Below are 22,345 nucleotides of genomic sequence, written 5' to 3'. Positions count from 1 at the left end.
CACTTTTTCTAGTAATTTCAACAACTTACCGAAGAAGCCAGATTACAACGTACTACGCAAATAATGGCGGAGAACGGGGGATTCGAACCCCCGACACCCTTTTGAGGTGTACTCCCTTAGCAGGGGAGCGCCTTCGGCCACTCGGCCAGCTCTCCGCAACACGGGGCGTATCTTAACCAACCTTTTCCCCGTTTGCAAACATAAAAAACGATAAAAATTAATGGCTTGGTTCTTCGTCCTTCTCTTTCTTTATACGCAGGTAAATTTCTTCACGGTGGACCGCAACCTCTTTCGGGGCGTTGACACCGATACGCACTTGATTTCCTTTAACGCCGAGCACGGTCACAGTGATTTCGCCATCACCAATAATCAGGCTTTCTGCGCACCGACGAGTCAGAATCAGCATACCTTTCTCCTCACGCATTTCATTTCAGGGACAACAGTCTGCAAAAAAAAGGCATTCGACCTACAACCAGAACGATCGCAGCCCTACATGCCTGAGTATTGACTAGCGCGAGCAAAAGAACAGTTTTGGTACGCGCCATTCAAAAAAACGAAGGGCGCGGTCAGACCGCGCCCTTCGGGAAGCGCATTACTCGCCCTGTCGGGCCGGCGCATCCAGTTCGAAAGCCGTGTGCAGAGCGCGCACAGCCAGTTCCAGGTACTTCTCTTCGATCACCACCGACACCTTGATTTCCGACGTCGAGATCATCTGGATGTTGATACTCTCTTTCGCCAGGGATTCGAACATGCGGCTGGCTACGCCTGCGTGGGAGCGCATGCCGACGCCGACGATCGAGACCTTGGCAATCTTGGTGTCGCCAACGATTTCACGGGCACCGATCTCGCGAGCGGTGTTTTCCAGCACGGTGTGCGCCGCCTGGTAGTCGTTGCGGTGCACGGTGAAGGTGAAGTCGGTGGTGTTATCGTGCGCAACGTTCTGCACGATCATGTCGACTTCGATGTTCGCGGCACTGATCGGGCCGAGAATCTTGAACGCCACGCCCGGGGTGTCTGGCACGCCACGGATGGTCAGCTTGGCTTCATCGCGGTTGAAAGCGATGCCGGAAATGATCGGCTGTTCCATGGTTTCCTCTTCATCAATAGTAATGAGGGTGCCCGGACCCTCCTTGAAGCTGTGCAGTACGCGCAGCGGAACGTTGTACTTGCCGGCGAATTCCACCGCACGGATCTGCAACACCTTGGAACCGAGGCTGGCCATTTCCAGCATCTCTTCGAAGGTGATCTTGTCCAGGCGCTGAGCCACGGACACCACACGCGGGTCGGTGGTGTAGACGCCGTCGACGTCGGTGTAGATCTGGCATTCGTCAGCCTTCAGGGCTGCCGCCAGCGCCACGCCGGTGGTGTCGGAACCGCCACGACCGAGGGTGGTGATATTGCCGTGCTCGTCGACGCCCTGGAAACCGGCGACAACCACCACACGACCGGCCTTCAGGTCACCGCGAATCTTCTGGTCATCAATCTGCAAGATACGCGCTTTATTGTGCGCGCTATCCGTCAGAATCCGTACCTGGTTGCCGGTGTACGACACCGCTGGCACGCCACGCTTGATCAGCGCCATGGCCAACAGTGCAATCGTCACCTGCTCACCGGTGGATACGATCACATCCAGCTCACGAGGAACCGGCTGGCCGTCGCCACTGATTTGCTTGGCCAGATCGATCAGACGGTTGGTTTCGCCGCTCATTGCAGACAGCACAACCACCAGGTCATCGCCCGCCTCGCGGAATTTCTTAACCTTGTCGGCGACCTGCTCGATTCTCTCGACAGTGCCGACTGAGGTGCCTCCAAATTTCTGTACGATCAAAGCCATTTCAAAGCCGCCTCTGCCCATGAAGGGCGCCCAATAATCACTCAAACAGCGTTCTGGCCCGCCACTAGACCGCAGGCCAGACACACTGCCTTATAAACCCTGCTCTACAAATGGAACAGTCAGGGCCAATGCGGCATCCAGTGCGCCAGCGTCAACACCACCGCCCTGCGCCATGTCTGGACGACCACCGCCCTTCCCGCCCACTGCCGCAGCAGCCTGTTTCATCAAATCACCGGCTTTGAGTTGGCCAGTCAGGTCTTTGGTCACGCCTGCAACCAGAACGACCTTTTCCTCATGGACACTGCCGAGCAGGATCACTGCGCGGCCGAGTTTGTTTTTCAATTGATCGACCAGCGCCAGCAGCGCTTTGCCGTCCTGACCGTCCAGACGCACGGCCAGCACTTTCACGCCTTTGACGTCCAGGGCAGAAGCCGACAGATCGTCGCCCGCCGCGCTGGCCGCCTTGGCCTGCAACTGCTCGAGTTGCTTCTCCAGCAGACGGTTGCGCTCCAGCACAGCCGACAGCTTGTCGATCAGGTTATCGCGGCTGCCCTTGACCAGGTTGGCCGCCTCCTTGAGTTGTTCTTCTGCCGCGTTCAAGTAGGCCAGCGCAGCTGCACCGGTCACTGCCTCGATACGACGCACGCCGGAAGCAACACCGCCTTCACTGATGATTTTCAGCAGGCCGATGTCGCCGGTACGGGTGGCGTGAATACCGCCGCACAACTCGACAGAGAAATCGCCCATGCTCAGCACGCGCACGCTGTCGCCGTACTTCTCGCCGAACAGCGCCATGGCGCCTTTTTGCTTGGCGGTTTCGATGTCGGTTTCTTCGGTTTCAACTTCGGAATTCTTGCGAATCTCGGCGTTGACGATGTCTTCCAGCGCCTTCAACTGTTCAGGCTTGATCGCCTCGAAGTGGCTGAAGTCAAAGCGTAGACGCTGACTGTCGACCAACGAGCCTTTCTGCTGAACGTGCTCGCCCAGTACCTGACGCAATGCAGCGTGCAGCAAGTGAGTGGCGGAGTGGTTCAGCGAAGTCGCGTGACGCACGTCGGCATCGACATGAGTCTCGACCGGAGCGCCAACGATCAGGCTGCCCGAATCCAGCACACCGTGGTGCAGGAACGCACCGCCGGTCTTGGTGGTGTCGCGCACGTCGAAACGCGCAGCGCCAGCCTGGAGGAAGCCGCAATCACCAATCTGACCACCGGATTCGGCATAGAACGGAGTCTGATTGAGAACGACCACGCCCTCTTCGCCTTCGCTCAGTGCGTCAACCGATTGCCCGTCTTTATACAGAGCAACGATTTTCGCGGAACCGCTGTGAGCGGTGTAACCGGTGAACTCGGTGGCCACATCAACCTTGACCAGGCTGTTGTAGTCCATGCCGAAGGAACTGGCGGAGCGGGCACGGACGCGCTGGGCTTCCATTTCGCGCTCGAAACCTTCTTCGTCGATGGTCAGGCTGCGCTCGCGAGCGATGTCGCCGGTCAGGTCCATCGGGAAGCCGTACGTGTCGTAAAGCTTGAACACCACGTCGCCCGGCACCACGTCGCCTTTGAGTTCGGCCAGATCCTGCTCGAGGATCTTCAGGCCCTGTTCCAGGGTCTTGGCGAATTGCTCTTCTTCGGCTTTCAGGACGCGCTCGATGTGCGCCTGTTGGGATTTCAGCTCGGGGAACGCTTCGCCCATCTCGGCGACCAACGCCGCAACGATCTGGTAGAAGAAGCTGCCCTTGGCGCCCAGTTTGTTGCCGTGACGGCAAGCGCGACGAATGATCCGGCGCAGCACATAACCGCGACCTTCGTTGGACGGCAGCACGCCGTCGGCAATCAGGAAGCCGCAGGAACGGATGTGGTCAGCCACGACTTTCAGCGACGCCTGAGCATCGTTGGTGCAACCGATGGCCTTGGCCGACGCAATCAGCAGGCTCTGGAACAAGTCGATTTCATAGTTCGAGTGAACGTGTTGCAGCACGGCACTGATCCGCTCCAGGCCCATGCCGGTGTCCACCGACGGCGCTGGCAACGGGTGCAACACGCCATCGGCGGTGCGGTTGAACTGCATGAACACGTTGTTCCAGATTTCGATGTAACGGTCGCCGTCTTCTTCCGGCGAACCCGGTGGGCCACCCCAGATGTCGGCGCCGTGATCATAGAAAATCTCGGTGCAAGGACCGCATGGGCCGGTATCGCCCATGGTCCAGAAGTTGTCGGACGCGTACGGCGCGCCCTTGTTGTCGCCGATGCGAACCATGCGCTCGGCCGGCACGCCGATGTCTTTGGTCCAGATGTCGTACGCCTCGTCATCGCTGGCGTAGACGGTGACCCAGAGCTTTTCTTTCGGCAGGTTCAGCCACTTTTCGGAGGTCAGGAAGTTCCAGGCGTAGGTGATGGCATCACGCTTGAAATAATCACCGAAGCTGAAGTTACCCAGCATTTCGAAGAAGGTGTGGTGACGGGCGGTATAACCGACGTTTTCCAGGTCGTTGTGCTTGCCGCCGGCGCGCACGCATTTCTGGCTGCTTACAGCGCGGGTGTACGCGCGCTTTTCCTGGCCCAGAAAGCAGTCCTTGAATTGGTTCATCCCCGCGTTAGTGAACAGCAGGGTTGGGTCGTTGCCCGGAATCAAAGAGCTGGAGGCTACACGGGTGTGGCCTTGCTCTTCGAAGAAGCGAAGGAAGGCTTCACGGATTTCTGCGCTTTTCATTAGGTTCTTCCACGGAGGCTGCGGCCAAAGGCCTGTGCGAAACGTCAACAGACGAAGCGACGGCAAAGGGCCGCATTATATCGGCCCTGCGCGCGGGGTACAGCGTGTTTATACGATAGAAACAGTCAATTGGACGGCTAACACGGTCAGTTGTGAGAAAAGTCGGCAAATGTGGCGACGACTTGCTCGATTTGCGCACGACTGACGTCCATGTGCGTGACCATTCGCAGACGACCGGCAGCGCTGAGCTTGATCCCGCGTGTCGCGGCAAAAGCCTTGATCGCTTCGGCCTTGTCGCCCATTTGCACGTAAACCATGTTGGTCTGCACCGGCTCGACCTCATAGCCCGCTGCTCGCAGGCCGTCGGCCAAATAGTGCGCATTGGCATGATCATCTGCCAGGCGCTGAACGTTGTTGTCCAGCGCATAAAGCCCCGCTGCGGCGAGAATCCCGGCCTGGCGCATGCCGCCGCCGACCATTTTGCGCAGACGCCGCGCCTTGGCGATCAACTCGACCGAGCCGCACAGCACCGAACCGATCGGCGCGCCCAGGCCTTTGGACAGGCAGACCGAAACCGAATCGAAATGCTGAGTGATCTCTCGGGCATCGACACCCAGCTTGACCGCCGCATTGTAGAGCCGCGCGCCATCCAGATGCAGCGCCAAGCCGTTTTCCAGAGTGAAACGGCGTGCCCGGGCCAGATATTCCAGCGGCAGAACCTTGCCCTGCATGGTGTTTTCCAGCGCCAGCAAACGGGTGCGGGCGAAGTGGAAGTCATCCGGCTTGATCGCGGCGGCGACCTGCGCCAGATCCAGCGAACCATCGGCCTGCACTTCCAGCGGCTGCGGCTGGATCGAACCGAGCACTGCCGCGCCGCCACCTTCGTACTTATAGGTGTGAGCCTGTTGTCCGACAATGTATTCGTCACCGCGATCGCAGTGGGCCATCAGGCCCAGCAAGTTGCTCATGGTGCCCGTCGGGACAAATAGCGCCTGGGCAAAACCCAGTCGTTTTGCCAGTTCGGCTTCCAGACGGTTGACCGTCGGATCTTCGCCATAAACGTCGTCACCGGTGGCTGCATTGGCCATCGCGTCGAGCATCCCTGCGGTCGGTTGGGTGACGGTGTCGCTGCGAAGATCGATAACGCTCATGAATCTGGCCTCGGTAAGCAGGGAAAATCCCTTTTGGATTGGAATTACTGCGGTCAAGTCGCCGAATAATCAAGCCTTGAACGAGGAAAAGGCACGTTACTCCTCAAGAAAGCCCGCTCCCACAGGTTCTGCATTTTGATTGACCGGTATTGGATATGCACGCCCCGAAAATATGTGTTAAAAACGCTTCGCCGCCAAACAATCTGGCGGCAAAACGTTCTCAGGGCGGGGTGTAACTCCCCACCGGCGGTAATTGCGCGCAATGCGCATAGCCCGCGAGCGCTTGGCGGCAGCACGGCAATGGCTGTGATGGCGACAAGGTCAGCAGACCCGGTGTGATCCCGGGGCCGACGGTCATAGTCCGGATGAAGAGAGAACGGGATTGGCGCCAAAGGGCTGTCCGCAGGCACTCGTGCGAGCGTGCATACCCTTAAATCCCATTCGATTCATAACGCCCTGTTTTTCACACAAACAGGAGTCAGAACATGCAACCCACCGCAATCGATAGCAAAAGCAAAAACCATCAGAGCGAGCGCGTCGCGTTCATTCAGGCCTGCTGGCACAAGGAAATCGTCGATCAGAGCCGTAAAGGCTTCGTCGCCGAAATGATTGCTCAGGGTTATCAGGAGTCGGACATCGATTTCTTCGAAGTCGGCGGCGCCTTTGAAATTCCACTGCATGCCAAGTTGCTGGCCAAGTCCGGCCGTTATGCCGGCATCGTCGCGGCGGGCCTGGTGGTCGACGGCGGCATCTATCGCCACGAATTCGTCGCTCAGTCAGTCATCAGTGGCTTGATGCAGGTTCAACTGGAAACCGAAGTGCCGGTGTTCTCGGTGGTTTTGACCCCGCACCACTTCCATGCTGGCGAAGAGCATCAGAAGTTCTTCTTCGAGCATTTCGTGCATAAAGGCCAGGAAGCGGCGAAAACATGCGCGGATACGCTGCACAAGATGCGGGCGTTGCGTCGTAGTGAGCCTCGCGCGGTAGCGGTCTAAACACAAAACCATCCCTGTAGGAGCGAGGCTTGCCCGCGAAGGCGATTCAACATTCAACATCACCGTTGAATTGGAAATCGCTTTCGCGGGCAAGCCTCGCTCCTACAGGGGGGCGGCGATAATTTTCAGGCGAGGTTTTCGTCGGTGGTCGGCACGATCAGGATGCCGGCGCGCAGGCCGTTCTTGACCTTGGGGTTCGGGAAGATGATCCGGGCGCCCTGCTCTTCGATGACCCAGCGGGTATTGGCGATATCCTCGGCCAGCACATAACCCACTTTCAACTCCGAAAAGTTTTCGATATCCGACGGCAGGTTCAGGCGGAAGTTATCGCTGTGCTTGATGACTTCCCGCGCAACGCTGAACAATTGCAAGCCATCCAGGCCTTCGTCGGTCATTGGCGGCTCGGTGCCTTCGATGATCTGCTTCAGGCGGGTTTCAAGAAGGCTGACGTTGACCCCATCGTTCTGCCCGAACGGCCGTGCTTTGCCCAACTCCAGGGTGAAGGACTCGGCATCGAGCTTGTCGTAGGTATAGGAGCTGAAGACGATGGAGGGTTTATTCTGCAACAGCACCGCTTCCATGCCGGCGGCGCGCAGGCGAGCCAGTTCCAAGCGTGAATGCTGACGACCTTCTTTCCAGGGGTACAGGGCGAACTGCTCGATTTTCGAGCCACGGATCGCCGTGTGCAGGTCGTAGTGCAGGCGACTGCGGTCCGGCAGGCTGAAGAAAGTCGCCGCCAGCCGCTCCAGCTCACAAGCGCGCAACGCCTCGGAACCACTGGTTTGTTCGTGCCGACCGTTGAACAGCCGATTGACGTCCTGCTCGATGAAACGCTCACCGCGGCGAATAGCCTCGGGATTGCCGAACAGGAACAGAATACGTGCACGCGGCTTCAAGTCACCGCGGGCGATGTCATGCAACAGGCGATCGAGCAGCTCGATCGGCGCTGTCTCATTGCCATGGATGCCGGCCGAAAGTAGCAGGTCCAGGCCATTGTCGCGAGCTTCAGGTGGCCGGACTTCCAGCGCACCTTCGCTCAACCAGCGCATCCGCACGCCTTCGACAGTCAGTTGAGTCTTCTCCGCCGGTTCGCGGCCGGCGAGGGTCAGTTCAAGCAATTTGCCGAGGGCGAGCATAGAGCGGTTTCCTTAGTGGTCGTGATTACAATCCGGGCCGTGCACGTGGTCCTCATCATCACCGACGTCAGCCGGTTCCATCTCCAGTTGCAGACTTACCAGATTAGTCGCCAATGGGCGCAGCAGCAGGTTTGCGTATTCAGCGTCACCTTCTTCGACATCTACGCCGATCAGCAACTGGCCGCGGCCGTCCTGCTGGATCCACAGCTCTTTGCCTTGCCACATGACCGCGACGCGGGTGCAGGAAGTTTCCAGTTGCGTGCCGTCGGTGTCTTCAAGGATCAGCTGCAGGGTATCGCTCATGTGTTTACGCTCTCGACGTTCAATTGATCTGGAATGGATAAACCGCGCCCAGTTTAAGGATTTGCGTCAGTTCATCCAGTGCCGTCCGGCACTCAAGCAGCAATTGCGGGTCCGCCAGATCGTTTTCGGTCATGCGGTCGCGGTAGTGCTTGTCGACCCATTCGGTCAACGTGCCGTACAACGGTGCCGTCATGATAACCCCTTGGTTGACGGCCGCCAGTTCGGTTTCGTTGAGTGCGACGCGCAACCGCAGGCAAGCTGGGCCACCACCGTTCTGCATGCTCTGCTTGAGATCGAAAACTTTCACTTCGCGGATCAGGCCGCCCGAGCTGGTCAGGCCTTGCAGGTACTGCCAGACACGCTCGTTGCCACGGCACTCTTCCGGCACGATCAATAGCATGGAGCCATCAGGACGCGACAGCAGCTGGCTATTGAACAGGTAGGAACGTACCGCGTCTTCCACGGTGACCGCTGAACGCGGTACGCAGATCGACTGAAATTTCCCACCGACTTTTGCGAGCTTGCCGTGCAGTTCAGCCAGCATCTGCTCGGTATCGAGGAAGGCGTCCTCGTGATAGAACAACACCTCGCCGTTACCCACCGCGATCACGTCGTTATGGAACACGCCCTGATCGATCACCGAAGGGTTCTGCTGGGCATAGACCACGCCGTCATCACTCAGGCCGTGCAGACGCGCGACCGCCTGGGACGCTTCGAGGGTCTGGCGCGCCGGGTATTTCTGCGGCGATGGGTAACGGGTGTCGAACGCGCTGCGACCGAACACGAAGAACTCGACGCCGGCTTCACCGTAGTCACGGCAGAAACGGGTGTGGTTGGCCGCGCCTTCGTCACCGAACTGTGCCACGGCCGGCAAAGCGCCGTGATGTGCGAAGTGCTTCTGATCGGCGAACATCGCCCCCAGTACACGACTGGTGGTCGGGTGTTCGATGCTGCGATGGTATTTGCAGTTCAGGTTGGCGGCGGTGAAATGCACGCGGCCATCCGCGGTGTCGGCGCTCGGGCTGACCGTGGCGGCGTTGGCCACCCACATGCTCGACGCCGAGCAATTGGCAACCAGCAGCGGCATGGCCTCTTTGGCGGCGCGCTCGATCACCTGAGCATCGGTACCGCTGAAACCCAGGCGGCGCAGTGCGGCTACGTCCGGACGTTCTTGTGGCGCCAAAACGCCTTGCTGAAAGCCCATTTCCATCAGCGCTTTCATCTTCGCCAGGCCTTGCAGCGCGGCTTCCTTCGGGTTCGAAGACTGCTGGCTGTTGCTCTGGGACGCGACGTTGCCGTAGGACAGGCCGCCGTAGTTATGGGTCGGCCCCACTAGACCGTCAAAATTGACTTCATAGGATTTCATCAGCGAGGCTCCACGAGAATCTGTTGTTATAGGCTTCAGTAACTAACTGTTCAGTGCGACCGAGTCGCGGCCATCGCGGGCAAGCCCGGCTCCCACAGGTTCGGAGGTGTTCACACATTTTGTGTTCCACTCAATCACTGTGGGAGCGGGCTTGCCCGCGATTGGGCGTTACGCCATTTTCACGCCGGGCGTGAGGGTGGCTGGCAACACCAGGCTCGGGGTTTCCAGCGAGGCCACCGGGTACGCGCAGTAGTCTGCGGCGTAGTAGGCGCTGGCGCGATGGTTGCCCGAGGCGCCGACTCCGCCGAATGGCGCACTGCTCGCCGCACCGGTCAACTGCTTGTTCCAGTTGACGATACCGGCCCGGCTTTCCAGCCAGAACTGCTGATAACGCGCTTCGGAATCCGACAGCAAACCAGCCGCCAGGCCGTAGTCGGTGTCGTTGGCTTCAGCGATCGCCGCTTCAAAATCAGCGTAGCGGATCACTTGCAGCAGCGGACCGAACAGCTCTTCGTCCGGGCGATCGGCAACCGCCGTCACATCCAGAATGCCCGGGGTCAGCAAGGCGGCCTGAGCCTGGGGCTGAGTCATTTCCAACAGCGCCACGGCGCCGTTGGCCAGCAGATGTTCTTGCGCCTCCATCAGCGCTTTTGCAGCGCCGAGGGAAATCACCGAGCCCATGAACGGCGCCGGTTGCTGATCGAACGCACCGACTTCAATCGTCGAGCTGACCGCCACCAGACGCGCCAGCAGCGTATCGCCCCAGGCGCCTTGCGGCACCAGCAAGCGACGGGCACAGGTGCATCGCTGACCGGCAGAAATGAAGGCCGACTGAATGATGGTGTAAACGGCGGCATCGAGGTCCGCGACCTGATCCACCACCAGCGGGTTGTTACCGCCCATTTCCAGCGCGAGGATCTTGTCTGGACGACCGGAAAACTGCTTATGCAGGTGATTGCCGGTACGGCTGGAACCGGTGAAGAACAGACCGTCGATGCCCGGGTTCGCCGCCAGGGCGATACCGGTTTCGCGAGCGCCTTGCAACAGGTTCAGCACGCCAGCCGGCAGACCGGCTTCGATCCAGCACTTGACCGTCAGCTCAGCCACTTTCGGGGTCAGCTCACTCGGCTTGAACAGCACACTGTTACCGGCCAGCAGCGCCGGCACGATGTGACCGTTCGGCAAGTGACCGGGGAAGTTGTAAGGACCGAACACCGCCACCACACCGTGCGGTTTGTGGCGCAACACCGCCGTGGCGTCGCCCAGCGGGCCGCTCTTCTCGCCGGTACGTTCGCGATAGCTCTGCACCGAGATGGCAATCTTGTTAACCATGCTGGTGACTTCAGTCGCCGCTTCCCACAGGGGTTTACCGGTTTCTTCACCGATGGTGCGAGCCAGCTCGTCAGCGTGTTTCTTCAGCGCAGCGGCAAAGGCTTCCAGCACACTGATGCGTTCTTCCAGGGTACGGCGAGCCCAGCCCGGGAACGCCTGACGCGCGGCTTGCACAGCCGACTCGACCTGACCGGCCGTGGCGCCTTCGCCGGCCCACAGCACTTGCTGGGTCACCGGGTTTACCGATTGAAAGTTTTCACCCTGGCCAGCCAGCCATTCACCGGCGATGTATAGCGAATTCATTATTTCGACTCCCGAGCAGCGGACAACGGAACGGCGCGCACTTGATCGCCAGCGTTGAGTTGAAGACGTTTGGCGGTCAGCGGATCGACCACCAAAGTGCCGGCGGCGAAGCGTGCTGGCGCGGCAGTGATCCGGCAGTCTTCGCGCTTGCGGTTATGAATCAGGAACGGCGTGGCGTCGTCACCGGGGGTGCCGATGGCCAGCACCAGCGCCTGGCTGTCGCGCACTGCGCGAATCTTGGCGGTTTCGCATTCCACCGCAGGGCCGGCATCGAAGATGTCGACGTAGCCTTGGTAGCTGAAACCTTCGCTCTTGAGCATCGACAGCGCCGGCTCGGTGTCCGGGTGAACCTGGCCGATCACGTTGCGCGCGTCTGGCGACAGGAAGCAGGTGTACAGCGGGAATTTCGGCATCAGTTCGGCGATGAACGCCTTGTTGCCCACGCCGGTGAGGTAATCGGCCTGGCTGAACTCCATCTTGAAGAAGTGACGGCCCAGGCTTTCCCAGAACGGCGAACGCCCGGCATCATCGGACACACCGCGCATTTCGGCGATGATCTTGTTGCCGAACAGTTGCGGGAACTCGGCGATAAACAGCATCCGCGCCTTGGCCAGCATGCGGCCGTTGAGGCCACTGCGGTAATCGGCATGCAGGAACAGCGAGCACAGTTCAGAGTTGCCGGTCAGGTCGTTGGCCAGGAACAGCGTCGGAATTTCGCGATAGATGTTCAGCTCTTGCGAGGCGCTGACGGTCAGGCCGACGCGGAAGTTGTACCAGGGCTCGCGCAGGCCGACGGCGCCGGCGATGGCGGAAATGCCCACCACGCGGCCATCGTCATCTTCGAGCACGAACAGGTAGTCCGCATCGCCCCGCCCGGCTTCGCCGCGAAAGGTCTTCTCGGCCCAGCCGACCCGATGGGCCAGACGCTCTTCGTTGGCCGGCAAGGTGGTCAAGCCGGTACCGGTGCTGCGGGCCAGGTCGATCAGAGCGGGTAAATCGCTGCTGCGTACGGGACGAACGATCATGCTATCTCCTCAAACGGGCCGCTTGAGCCACCCGTGAAACTCGCTGCTTTACTAAGCATTCATTCTTTATAGGCATAGCAGCAGGCGTTAAACCGCCACCAGACGCACGCTGGCACCTTCACCGACGCCCAGGGCTTCGGCGGCTTCCAGATCCAGGGTCACGGGTTTGCCCGGCGCGTAATCGAGCTCAAGCAAAACGGCGCGGTAATCCTGCAACTGGGCATTGGCCACCAGATACTGACGACCGGCACCTTTGACTGGCTCACCGATTTTCACCGGGACGACACGGCTCTGGGCGATCGAACGGATCCCCGAGACGCGGGCATGCAGGGTCGGGCCACCGTCGAAAATGTCGATGTAGTGATCGGTCTCGAAGCCTTCGCGCATCAGGATGTCGAAGGTGATTTGCGCACGCGGGTGCACCTGGCCCATCGCCTCTTGAGCGGAATCCGGCAGCAACGGCACGTAGATCGGGTAATGCGGCATCAGCTCGGCCAGGAACGTGCGGCTTTTCAGGCCACACAGACGCTCGGCGGCGGCGTAGTTGAGGTCGAAGAAGTTGCGACCGATGGCATCCCAGAACGGCGAATCACCATTTTCGTCGCTGTAACCAACGATCTCGGTCACCACCGAATCGGCAAAACGCTCCGGATGGCTGGCCACGAACAACAGGCGACCACGGGAGTTGAGCTCAGCCCAAGGCGAACCCACCAACTCCGGCTTCACGTAGAAACTGGTCAGCAAGCTGTTACCGGTCAGGTCGTGGCACTGGGAGAGCACGTGGATCTTGTTGTGAATCTTCAGCTCGCGAGAGGCGTGGACGAAGGTTTCGTTACGAAAGCTGTAAAACGGCTCGGAATAACCGGCCGAGGCAACGATGGCCGAACAGCCGACCAGTTTGCCGGTGGCCGTGTCTTCGAGGACGAAGAAATAGCTCTCTTCACCGTTGAAGCTGACTTCGGCGGCAAACGAGGCTTCGCTTGCGGCGATCTTGTCGCTCAGGCGTTCAACGTCATCCGGCAAGGAAGTGACACCAATCGGGCTGTCCGCAGCCAGACGCTGTACCTCGCCCAGATCAGCCATTTGCGCGGGGCGCATCACCAGCATGGTGTCACTCCTATCTCGTAACTCTTTTGGGGGAAATAAGCCGAACCCTTGTAGGAGCGAAGCTTGCTCGCGAAGGTGTGTCAGTCGACATCACGGTGGCTGACACACCTTCGCGAGCAAGCTTCGCTCCTACAGAAGAGCGGGTCCGGTACAAAAATTTGGATCGACGCCTGAACAGTCAGGCGTCGAAAGGTCTATCAGGCTTGAGTCAGTTTTGCCGCAGCGCGTTCGAAGCGGTCGAGACCGGCATCGATATCGGCGTCTTCAACCACCAGGCTTGGCGCGAAACGAATCACGTCCGGGCCGGCTTGCAGAATCATCAAGCCTTCACGCTCGGCGGCGTTGAAGATGTCTTTGGCCTTGCCTTTCCAGGCATCGCTCAGCACGCAACCGAGCAGCAGGCCCAGACCGCGGACTTCAGTGAACAGGCCATACTTCTCGCCGATCTGCTCAAGACGGGTCTTGAACTTGTCGTGCTTGGCATTGACGCCGTTCAGCACTTCAGGCGTGTTGATTACATCGATTACCGCTTCAGCGACAGCGCACGCCAGCGGATTGCCGCCATACGTAGTGCCGTGGGTGCCGACGACCAGGTGTTTGGCCAGGTCTTCGGTGGTCAGCATCGCTGCAATCGGGAAACCGCCGCCCAGGCTCTTGGCGCTGGTCAGGATGTCCGGGGTCACGCCGTAATGCTGGTAGGCGAACAGCTTGCCGCTGCGGCCCATGCCGGTCTGAACTTCGTCGAACACCAGCAGCGCGTTGTGCGCATCGCACAGCTCACGGGCGCCTTGCAGGTAAGACAGCTCGGCCGGCAGTACGCCGCCTTCGCCCTGGATCGGCTCCAGAACCACCGCGCAGGTCTTGTCGGAAACAGCGGCTTTGAGCGCGGCCAGATCGTTGTAAGGCACGTGGGTGATGCCGGTGATCTTCGGACCGAAGCCGTCGGAGTACTTCGACTGGCCACCGACGTTCACGGTGAACAGGGTACGGCCGTGGAAGCTGTTGAGCGCGGCAACGATTTCGTACTTCTCGGTACCGAAACGGTCATGGGCCACACGACGGGCCAGCTTGAAGGCGGCCTCGTTGGCTTCGGCGCCGGAGTTGCAGAAGAACACGCGTTCGGCAAAAGTGGCGTCGACCAGCTTATGGGCCAGGCGCAAGGCCGGCTCATTGGTGAACACGTTGGACACGTGCCACAGCTTGTTCGCTTGCTCGGTCAATGCAGCGACCAGCGCCGGGTGCGCATGGCCCAATACGTTAACGGCAATCCCGCCGGCGAAGTCGATCAGCTCGCGGCCAGACTGGTCCCAGACACGGGAACCGGCGCCACGCACAGGAATGAAAGCGGCAGGCGCGTAGTTGGGAACCATTACCTGGTCGAAATCGGCGCGTTCTACCGCAGCGTGCTCAACGGACATCGGAGTCTCCTGAAGAGGAACGCTCGCCTGAAACTGGCGAGCGATGGGGGGATTGTAAGGACAGTTTTCAGCCCGGCCTTGCCGCCAAGCGACAACTTCTTATAGCGCAAACACAGGTTTTGCCCGGGTTTACGGCAATGCGACAAATAGCGTCGCAAAGGCGCAGTTTAAACTGCCTGCGGGGTTTGCGGCAGGTTGCGAGGATCTTACTCATCCAGATTTTACGGTGGCGGTATATATGTACCGCACGTCGCTGGCGCGCATGGTGTTTTCTGTAGCCTTCTTAACGCCAACGGCAACCTTCATGAGCCTTACTAACGAAAATCCGGACGCTATCCATCTCGATCCGATGCCCCCCTTCAACAGGGACACCCATTACCAGCATCTGATGAGCGTCATTCCCCCTTGGCTGACGCAGGCGACCCTGCAAAAGCGTGAAGCCTTGAGAAAGGCCAAACCTCGTCTGCCAGCCGGGTTCAACAACACGCCCCGCAGCCAGCACGCCGAATTACGCACACTCAATGCCTTGCACTGGCGAGCGCAGAACCGCGTCGATCAGTCCCTGGCCAACCTGAAAAATGCCAGCGACTTTGCCGAACCGTTACTGGTTGCAGCGCTCAAGGAGCGCTTCGGCCTTGAGCTGGACGTTCACCAAACCTTTTTGCGTCTTTATATTCCCGCCCATATCCCGTGGCTGCGGCTGAAGTCGGGCGCGGCGCGCACCTGGACGGTGTCGCTGCTGGACGCCGCACTGCACAACTTCGAAAGCGCCGAAACCCACGACGATGCGTTCGAGGCGGCTTCGACCTACATCAGCCCGCCCTCGCCCACCGGACAATTCAATGAACTGCCGCACGTCTTGAGACAAATGCCGATCAGCGCATTTACCCGGCTCTGCCGGGACCTGGATATCGGCGAGCACTATAAAAAATACCTCGAAGAGAATCTGGGCATCACCAACCCAGTCGTCGCGAGCATCCTGCAATCCCGAGTACGCGACAGCCAGAAGGCGGCACTCACCGCCGCCCTGCACATGGCAAAGATGCAAAGCTGTGTCGGTGCCGATACTCATCGCCTGATCCAGAGCATCAGCGATGGCTTACACCCTTCGCGTCTGCGCGGCCAATCGTGGTTCTGCCACGAACTGAGCATCATGAACGCCCGCCTGACCGGTATTGTGCTGTTCGGCCCGAACCTGGAGCTCGTGCGCGAAGCGGCCCGAGTAGTGGCCTACATTCCTGACGACCCCGAGCATCCGATCAAGGAGTACCCCTCCACCGCCGCATTCGCCCAAGAACTGATCCAGCGCCTGCGCACTCATGACTACCAGACGTTCTTCAGTCGCTTTATCGATCATCAGGACCGAGGGCACTTCTTCGGACAATTGAATGATCGACTTGCCCCCATCACCTGGCAACCGATCCAGCCCGGCGATGCGCGCCCCACCTGGAGAGAAAATCCTGATCACCGACCTAATCTCCAGATTGCCGCGACGCCGATCAACGGCGACCTGTGGGTGCATCTTTACCGCCGAAAACTCGACAAGATCCTCAACGATGCACGAGTCATCGCGGTCTCCACCGCAACGGTCGACCAAAAAGCCCGCTGGGCGCTATGGGACTCCTTCAGTGAAATCGCCTCGGCATTGATCAACATCGTCGCGTTCGTCGCCCTGCCGTTCGTGCCGTTTCTCGGCGAGTTGATGCTGGCCTACATGGCCTACCAGTTACTCGACGAAACCTTCGAAAGCATTGTCGACTGGGCGCAAGGCCTGACCCTTGAAGCCTTCGAGCACTTCATGGGCGTGGTTGAGTCGGCGGTGCAACTGGGCACATTTGCGGCGGGAGGTCTTATTGCAGCGAGCGAATTGCGTGCTGTTTTACCCCGCGAAATAGTGCAGTTCATCGACCGCTTCAATCCGGTAAAAACTCCCAATGGCGACACCCGCTACTGGAAGCCCGATTTGAGCACCTACGAACAACCCGTCGCACTCCCCAGCGACGTCAAACCCGATGAGTCTGGGCTGCACCATCACCACGGAAAAACCCTGCTGGCACTGGAAAACAAACGCTATGACGTGTCCCGGGATCCAGTGACCGGCGCGTATCGCATCGAACACCCGACTCGCCCCGAAGCCTACAAACCCGCGCTGAAGCACAACGGCAACGGCGCGTGGCAGACCGAGGTCGACCAGCCGCTGAGCTGGGATCAGGCCACTGTCTTGCGCCGTATCGGCCCCGACATGCAGCGCTTTTCGCCGCAAATGCGTGAACGAATGCTCAGCATCAGCAACTGCCATGAGAACGCCCTGCGCAAGATGCATGTGAATGGCAGGCAACTTCCGCCATTGCTGGCCGACACGCTCAAACGCTTCAAGATCGATCAGGACATCCAGACCTTCATCGACCTGATCGGCAGCGAACAGCCGAACGACTACCTGAAGGCGGACTCCATCACGCAACTGGAACTGCTCTGTGACTACAACTACTGGCCCGCTGACAGAGGGGTGCGACTGGTCGATGCAAAAGCGCGAACCCTTTGGGAACGCAGCACCGCCAACCAACCCGTGGTGCAGATCAATCAAACGCAATTGAGCAACGGCGACCTGATCAAAACGCTGTTTGTGAGGCTCGGGGAAAGCGAAACCAGAACGCTGATGGGTGAAAGTTTCGGCACACCATCCCCCAGCCTCGACACCCGCGCCCGCACATTGCGCAGGGCACTAAAAGCACTCGCCGAGAGCAAGCGAGAAACCCTGTTCGACAATCGATACCGCCGGCTCGAACGCACTGCCTCCCCGCTGGCGCAAAAACTCATCGACGCCGAACACGGTTTACCGACCAGCGTGGCAGAAGCACTGCTGCAAACCGCCAGCGATCAAGAGCTGCAACAACTTGAGCGCGGTACCTTGTCCAAACGCCTCACACAGCTAACCCGTGAAGCCGGGGAACAAGTCAGGGTGACCCGGGCTTACGAAGGTCTGGAGATCAGCTCCAGCGCCAACAACCCCGACACCGATCGACTGGCCCTGCACACGCTGAAGCGACTGCCTGGCTGGTCGGGGCAGTTGCGCCTGGAAATCCGGGAGTACGCCCATGACGGACGTCTGCTCGACAGTATCGGCGATGCCGATGCACCGACCCGCAAAGTACTTGCACTGAATCCAGATGGAACCTATCAGGCCTATGACGACACGGGTCTTGAGCTCAGCGGCGCGAACACGTTCTACCTTGATCTGCTGCAGGCGCTGCCCGACAGCGAGCGCTCGGCGCTGGGCATCCACATCGGAGAGGGTGAAAAACTCAGGCAACTGATTCGCGCGCACGTCCTGAACCGCGATGAACTGCTTGCGGTCCTGGCGCAACATCCGGTTCTGAAACCCACCTACGACCCGACCGTCATGCGCTTGCTCGGTGGCACAGAGGGCTACCATCGCGCGCCGTTCGGTACGCCGACATTACAATCGCGCGCCCATCAGCTGTTTCCCCAGCTGTCACGCGAGGAGCTGCAAACCTTTGTCGAGCGGTTACAACGGCACCCGACCGGCCCACGGGCAGAACTGACCCGACTCATGGTCAGACACGCCCAATTGAGCAATGACCTGCACCTCTGGCGTAACGAAATCCCGCTGTTCCTGCCGGATACCCCGATCAGAATCACCCCTGAGCAATTCAGCATTCAGCAGCGAAATCGCCGACACCTGGCGGATGAATTGCTCGACTGCTGGCGACGACAAGCCTCACTGCGCGATGGCGAGGATCAGGTTGTCGAGTTCAGTTTTTCCCAACCGATACTGGGCGAGCTTCCGGTACTCAGTGAAAGCTTCAGTCACGTGACAAGCCTTTCGCTGGATGGCCATATCGCCACCCGTGGAATGCATGAGTTCTTGCGAGGGTTCTCAGGCTTGCGTCGCCTGGCCTTGCGCGGTTTCACCCTGAATCATCTTCCAGAAACCATCGTGCAATCGCCAAACCTCACCGAACTGATTCTCAGCGAATGTGCCGTCACCCTTACCCCGCAGAGCCATGCCACCCTGGCAGCCCTGAACAAACTGGTGATTCTGGACCTGTACAAAAACCCGCTGGGGCTCAGCCCCACTGTCGAGAATATGCCGCAGCTGAGCTACATAGACGTATCGGACACCGGCATTTCCGGCTTCCCGGCCGGTGTACTGACCCGCCCACACCTTCGCACCATTTTGCTCAATGACAACCGCCTCCAGGAGCTGCCCGCCGCGATCTTCGATCTCCCCTCCACGACCAGAGATGGCTTCGACCTGGGTGGTAACCCGCTTTCAACTGCAGCCCGCGAACGCATAAAAAGCCATTTCGGCTACACGCGTCAGGACTTCGGCGTGTTTGCCGAACAGGCGGATGTCAATCGAGTGCAAACGCTGTACCCGAGCATGGATCATGAAGAAGCGAGTGAGTTTATCTATCTGCTACCCGGCACACTGGCCGACGGCAGAGTGGAGATCACGCGCCTTGAAACCGAATTCAACACCCTCAGCAATGGGCTGTCAGCCTGGACGGCAAACGTCCCGGCGGTGCACCCGACGAGCGGCGCTCCGTTCACCGCGCAGCAATTGCTTGAAGAACACTCGATCCGGGATGCGTTCAAACGGATAGTGGAACGTTGCTGGCGCCGGCAAACCGATCTGGACGACTTCAATCAGCACCTTCAGCCCACCTACGAGCTGACCCTGCCCACCGTCATTACCGGCGACCTGCCGGCGATGCGTGCAGACTTCAGTCACGTTTCGTTGCTGTATCTGCACAGTGATGATGGACTGACCTCAGGGGCCGGACGCTTTCTGGAGAGTTTCCCCCGCCTCAAAGGGTTGACCATCCGAAACTACCGACTGGAGAGTCTCCCCGAGCCAATTTTCAGGATGGGCGATCTGACCGCACTGTCGATGATCGATTGCCAGCTCACCCTGACGGCGCAAAGTGCGCTGGAACTGGCACAGATGGGGCGCCTGGACTACCTGGACCTGAGCTACAACCCGCTGGGTGCCACACCAGACGTAAGCCAGATGACCCATCTCACGACCCTGTTGCTGAACGACACTGGCATCACCGAACTGCCGCCAGGCCTGTTGCAACTCAAATCCCTGGACACCGTGGACCTGAGTGCAAATGCGATCACCCATATACCCGCCGACATTCTGGAATTGCCGCTGGACGTCGGCGAAGGCATCAATCTGAGAGGCAACCCGCTGTCTGAAGAAAGCGTGCAGCGGCTGATCAGTTATTTCCAGCAGACAGGCGTCGACTTCGGCGTCGATGAGGTCATTGATTACGCGGAAATGGAGGTGTCATCGTCCGAAGGCTCTGACGTCGATGAGTGATCGACGCCAGACTTAACGACAGGGTCAACCGCGTTCGGACGGCACCGATGACAACTCGAACGGGCTACTGCTGCGCCGCTGGTTGCGATCTTCCCGCGGCGTGGCGCCGAAGAAGTTGCGGTAGGCACTGGAGAAGTGCGGCCCCGAAGAGAAGCCACACGACAGGCCGATCTGAATGATCGACTTGCTGGTTTGCATCAACATCTGCCGGGCCTTGTTCAGGCGCAATTCCAGGTAATACTGGCTCGGCACACGGTTGAGGTATTGCTTGAAGATCCGCTCCAGCTGCCGACGCGATACGCACACGTGCTGGGCGATTTCGTCGGTGGTCAGCGGTTCTTCAATGTTGGCTTCCATCAGCAACACCGCTTGGGTGAGCTTCGGATGACTGGAACCCAAGCGGTTCTGCAACGGAATACGCTGGCGCTCGCCGCCCTCACGGATGCGTTCGACCACCAGCTCTTCCGACACCGCACCGGCCAGTTCGGCACCGTGATCACGGGCCAGCACCGCCAACAGCAAGTCGAGCACCGACAGGCCACCGCATGCAGTGAGGCGATCGCGATCCCAGTCGAACAGATGACTGGTGGCAATCACCTTCGGGAAGCGCTCGGCGAAATCGTCCTGCCAGCGCCAATGCACGGCAGCGCGATAACCGTCGAGCAAACCCAACTGCGCCAACGGGTAAACACCGGCCGACAAACCGCCGATCACACAACCGGCGCGCACCAGTTGTTTCAGCGCACTGCTGAGCGACGGCGCGAGCGAGGTCGGCGGTTCGTCAGCGAGCAGGAACAGTTTCTGGAAGTTTTCGAGCTTGCCGGCCCACGGTTCACCCGGCAGCTGCCAGGCGCCTTCGGTCGGCGGTTCGGCCTGCAAGAACGACAGCTCGTAAACAACGTCCGGGTGCACACGCTGGGCAACACGCAAGGCCTCCTCAGCCAGCGCAAGCGTCAGAGCTTTAGTGCTGGGCCAAATCAGGAAACCAATTCGATGGGCAGTCATGGCGGGCAATCCGAAACGAAGAACAGTGATGAAGGCATGGGCCAATGCTAGCCCGTAAATGAACGCAAATCTTGAAACCGATGGAAATCAAACTGTGGGAGCTGGTCTCCCAGCGATGGCGGTGTGCCTGTGCCAAAGATGCAAACTGGCCCCCCCTATCGCTGGCAGGCCAGCTCCCACAGGGATCGGGACCGGCCTCTAAATCGCGAAGCATGCACTATCCCGGTGCGCAACGGCAGTCCTGATTATTTCAAGCTGCCAGACAGGAATTGTTGCAAACGTTCAGACTGCGGATTGACCAGCACTTCGCGCGGGTTGCCGCTTTCTTCAACGACGCCTTTGTGCAGGAACACCAGCTGGTTGGACACTTCACGGGCAAAGCCCATTTCGTGCGTTACCACCACCATGGTCCGGCCTTCCTGTGCCAGGGCCTGCATGACTTTCAGCACGTCACCGACCAACTCAGGGTCGAGGGCCGAAGTCGGTTCGTCGAACAACATCACCTCAGGCTCCATCGCCAGCGCACGGGCAATCGCCACACGCTGTTGTTCACCGCCGGACATGTGGCCCGGGTAAGCGTCCTTGCGATGAGCAACACCGACCTTGTTCAGGTAGTGCTCGGCCTTCTCGCGGGCTTCGGTCTTGGACATGCCGAGCACGTGGACCGGTGCTTCCATGATGTTTTCCATCGCGGTCATGTGCGACCACAAGTTGAAATGCTGGAACACCATCGACAGGCGCGAACGCATGCGTTGCAGCTGTTTCGGGTCGGCGGCTTTCAGCGCGCCGTCCTTGTTGGCAACCAGTTTCAGCTCTTCGTTGTTGAGCAGAATCTTGCCCGCGTGCGGCTGCTCGAGCAGGTTGATGCAGCGCAGGAAAGTACTTTTGCCGGAGCCACTGGAGCCGATGATGCTGATCACATCGCCAGCCGCCGCCTTCAGGGACACGCCCTTGAGCACTTCGTGACTGCCATAGCGTTTATGCAGGTCTTGGACTTCAAGTTTGTACATGCGGTCGGTTCTCACAAAAACAGTCAGTCAGTCGTTGAGCAAGCGCCCGTGACGCAGCGCTTCGCGCCCCGCCACCTTGGCCAGCCAGAAACCGGGTTGGGCATAACGCAGCCGTTCAATGGCAAACAGCACCCCGGACGTACCAGCACACACCGTGCTGACCCGATCCGATAACGGATCGATCACTTCAAAAATCTCGTCGCCCGCTTCAACCCACTCACCGGGTTTACGCAGGAAACTCACCACGCCCGGATGCGGCGCGAACAGCAATTCGGTGCCTTCGAACGGCAGGGGGGGG

The 22,345-nt window shown here is 59.5% G+C and carries 16 protein-coding genes, 1 tRNA gene and 1 riboswitch; of the genes, 2 read left to right on the top strand and 15 right to left on the bottom strand.

Annotated features, from left to right (window positions below; genetic code table 11):
- Positions 1–64 precede the first annotated feature (64 nt).
- The 5 genes from PMI18_RS06850 to ltaE form a co-directional block, all read right to left on the bottom strand.
- A tRNA-Ser gene (locus tag PMI18_RS06850) sits at positions 65–155 on the bottom strand.
- A gap of 62 nt (positions 156–217) precedes the next feature.
- Positions 218–406, bottom strand: a complete 189-nt coding sequence (csrA, locus tag PMI18_RS06855) for a carbon storage regulator CsrA (RefSeq protein WP_002554426.1) — start codon at positions 404–406, stop codon at positions 218–220.
- Positions 407–592: 186 nt separating this feature from the next.
- On the bottom strand, positions 593–1,834 hold the full coding sequence (locus PMI18_RS06860) for an aspartate kinase (RefSeq protein ID WP_007904746.1): 1,242 nt from the start codon (positions 1,832–1,834) through the stop codon (positions 593–595).
- 90 nt (positions 1,835–1,924) lie between these two features.
- Positions 1,925–4,546, bottom strand: coding sequence for an alanine--tRNA ligase (gene alaS, locus PMI18_RS06865; protein WP_007904744.1), 2,622 nt, complete (start codon positions 4,544–4,546; stop codon positions 1,925–1,927).
- A gap of 146 nt (positions 4,547–4,692) precedes the next feature.
- Entirely contained in the window at positions 4,693–5,697 is a 1,005-nt protein-coding gene (gene ltaE, locus PMI18_RS06870; protein WP_007904742.1) for a low-specificity L-threonine aldolase, read from the bottom strand.
- A 212-nt stretch (positions 5,698–5,909) separates the two neighbouring features.
- Positions 5,910–6,079, top strand: a riboswitch (FMN riboswitch).
- A gap of 103 nt (positions 6,080–6,182) precedes the next feature.
- Between ltaE and PMI18_RS06875 the strand changes: the two genes are divergently transcribed.
- Positions 6,183–6,692, top strand: a complete 510-nt coding sequence (locus PMI18_RS06875) for a 6,7-dimethyl-8-ribityllumazine synthase (RefSeq protein ID WP_007904732.1) — start codon at positions 6,183–6,185, stop codon at positions 6,690–6,692.
- 125 nt (positions 6,693–6,817) lie between these two features.
- On the opposite strand, the gene astE is transcribed toward PMI18_RS06875, so the two are convergent.
- The 7 genes from astE to PMI18_RS06910 all read right to left on the bottom strand — a co-directional run bounded on the left by astE (position 6,818) and on the right by PMI18_RS06910 (position 14,682).
- A complete protein-coding gene (gene astE / locus PMI18_RS06880; RefSeq protein WP_007904720.1) occupies positions 6,818–7,828 on the bottom strand; it encodes a succinylglutamate desuccinylase in 1,011 nt (336 codons plus the stop codon).
- 12 nt (positions 7,829–7,840) lie between these two features.
- The gene (locus tag PMI18_RS06885) at positions 7,841–8,131 is read right to left on the bottom strand and encodes a hypothetical protein (protein WP_007904718.1); all 291 of its coding nucleotides are present in this window, start codon (positions 8,129–8,131) and stop codon (positions 7,841–7,843) included.
- A 19-nt stretch (positions 8,132–8,150) separates the two neighbouring features.
- Complete coding sequence (gene astB, locus PMI18_RS06890; protein WP_007904705.1) at positions 8,151–9,497, bottom strand: N-succinylarginine dihydrolase; 1,347 nt, start codon at positions 9,495–9,497, stop codon at positions 8,151–8,153.
- A 168-nt stretch (positions 9,498–9,665) separates the two neighbouring features.
- Positions 9,666–11,135 (bottom strand): succinylglutamate-semialdehyde dehydrogenase, encoded by a 1,470-nt coding sequence (gene astD / locus PMI18_RS06895; protein ID WP_162831699.1) that lies wholly within the window; start codon positions 11,133–11,135, stop codon positions 9,666–9,668.
- Positions 11,132–12,157 (bottom strand): arginine N-succinyltransferase, encoded by a 1,026-nt coding sequence (astA, locus tag PMI18_RS06900; RefSeq protein WP_007904689.1) that lies wholly within the window; start codon positions 12,155–12,157, stop codon positions 11,132–11,134. The genes astD and astA overlap by 4 nt, the downstream gene beginning before the upstream one ends.
- 87 nt (positions 12,158–12,244) lie before the next feature.
- Positions 12,245–13,264 carry an arginine/ornithine succinyltransferase subunit alpha gene (aruF, locus tag PMI18_RS06905; RefSeq protein WP_007904685.1) on the bottom strand — a complete coding sequence of 340 codons (1,020 nt, stop codon included), beginning with the start codon at positions 13,262–13,264 and terminating at the stop codon, positions 12,245–12,247.
- Positions 13,265–13,461: 197 nt separating this feature from the next.
- On the bottom strand, positions 13,462–14,682 hold the full coding sequence (locus PMI18_RS06910) for an aspartate aminotransferase family protein (RefSeq protein ID WP_007904683.1): 1,221 nt from the start codon (positions 14,680–14,682) through the stop codon (positions 13,462–13,464).
- Between the two features lie 304 nt (positions 14,683–14,986).
- Between PMI18_RS06910 and PMI18_RS06915 the strand changes: the two genes are divergently transcribed.
- A complete protein-coding gene (locus tag PMI18_RS06915) occupies positions 14,987–20,032 on the top strand; it encodes a dermonecrotic toxin domain-containing protein (RefSeq protein WP_338009743.1) in 5,046 nt (1,681 codons plus the stop codon).
- A 24-nt stretch (positions 20,033–20,056) separates the two neighbouring features.
- Here the strand turns inward: PMI18_RS06915 and PMI18_RS06920 are convergent, their stop codons facing one another.
- From PMI18_RS06920 to PMI18_RS06930, 3 genes are all read right to left on the bottom strand, one after another.
- Positions 20,057–21,037 carry a GlxA family transcriptional regulator gene (locus PMI18_RS06920; RefSeq protein ID WP_007904681.1) on the bottom strand — a complete coding sequence of 327 codons (981 nt, stop codon included), beginning with the start codon at positions 21,035–21,037 and terminating at the stop codon, positions 20,057–20,059.
- Positions 21,038–21,282: 245 nt separating this feature from the next.
- Positions 21,283–22,047: an ABC transporter ATP-binding protein gene (locus PMI18_RS06925; protein WP_007904680.1), complete on the bottom strand. Its 765-nt coding sequence runs from the start codon at positions 22,045–22,047 to the stop codon at positions 21,283–21,285.
- Between the two features lie 27 nt (positions 22,048–22,074).
- The coding region (locus PMI18_RS06930) for a succinylglutamate desuccinylase/aspartoacylase family protein (RefSeq protein WP_007904678.1) at positions 22,075–22,345 on the bottom strand (271 nt) is incomplete at its 5' end.

It is taken from the genome of Pseudomonas sp. GM102 (assembly GCF_000282555.1).
Classification (GTDB): domain Bacteria; phylum Pseudomonadota; class Gammaproteobacteria; order Pseudomonadales; family Pseudomonadaceae; genus Aquipseudomonas.
This window is presented reverse-complemented; position numbering and strand designations above follow the sequence as displayed.

Excerpts from the sequence above, each read along its gene's own strand:
- csrA (WP_002554426.1), bottom strand. The coding sequence starts at position 406 with ATGCTGATTCTGACTCGTCGGTGCGCAGAAAGCCTGATTATTGGTGAT.
- PMI18_RS06860 (WP_007904746.1), bottom strand. The coding sequence starts at position 1,834 with ATGGCTTTGATCGTACAGAAATTTGGAGGCACCTCAGTCGGCACTGTC.
- alaS (WP_007904744.1), bottom strand. The coding sequence starts at position 4,546 with ATGAAAAGCGCAGAAATCCGTGAAGCCTTCCTTCGCTTCTTCGAAGAG.
- ltaE (WP_007904742.1), bottom strand. The coding sequence starts at position 5,697 with ATGAGCGTTATCGATCTTCGCAGCGACACCGTCACCCAACCGACCGCA.
- PMI18_RS06875 (WP_007904732.1), top strand. The coding sequence starts at position 6,183 with ATGCAACCCACCGCAATCGATAGCAAAAGCAAAAACCATCAGAGCGAG.
- astE (WP_007904720.1), bottom strand. The coding sequence starts at position 7,828 with ATGCTCGCCCTCGGCAAATTGCTTGAACTGACCCTCGCCGGCCGCGAA.
- PMI18_RS06885 (WP_007904718.1), bottom strand. The coding sequence starts at position 8,131 with ATGAGCGATACCCTGCAGCTGATCCTTGAAGACACCGACGGCACGCAA.
- astB (WP_007904705.1), bottom strand. The coding sequence starts at position 9,497 with ATGAAATCCTATGAAGTCAATTTTGACGGTCTAGTGGGGCCGACCCAT.
- astA (WP_007904689.1), bottom strand. The coding sequence starts at position 12,157 with ATGATCGTTCGTCCCGTACGCAGCAGCGATTTACCCGCTCTGATCGAC.
- aruF (WP_007904685.1), bottom strand. The coding sequence starts at position 13,264 with ATGCTGGTGATGCGCCCCGCGCAAATGGCTGATCTGGGCGAGGTACAG.
- PMI18_RS06910 (WP_007904683.1), bottom strand. The coding sequence starts at position 14,682 with ATGTCCGTTGAGCACGCTGCGGTAGAACGCGCCGATTTCGACCAGGTA.
- PMI18_RS06915 (WP_338009743.1), top strand. The coding sequence starts at position 14,987 with ATGAGCCTTACTAACGAAAATCCGGACGCTATCCATCTCGATCCGATG.
- PMI18_RS06920 (WP_007904681.1), bottom strand. The coding sequence starts at position 21,037 with ATGACTGCCCATCGAATTGGTTTCCTGATTTGGCCCAGCACTAAAGCT.
- PMI18_RS06925 (WP_007904680.1), bottom strand. The coding sequence starts at position 22,047 with ATGTACAAACTTGAAGTCCAAGACCTGCATAAACGCTATGGCAGTCAC.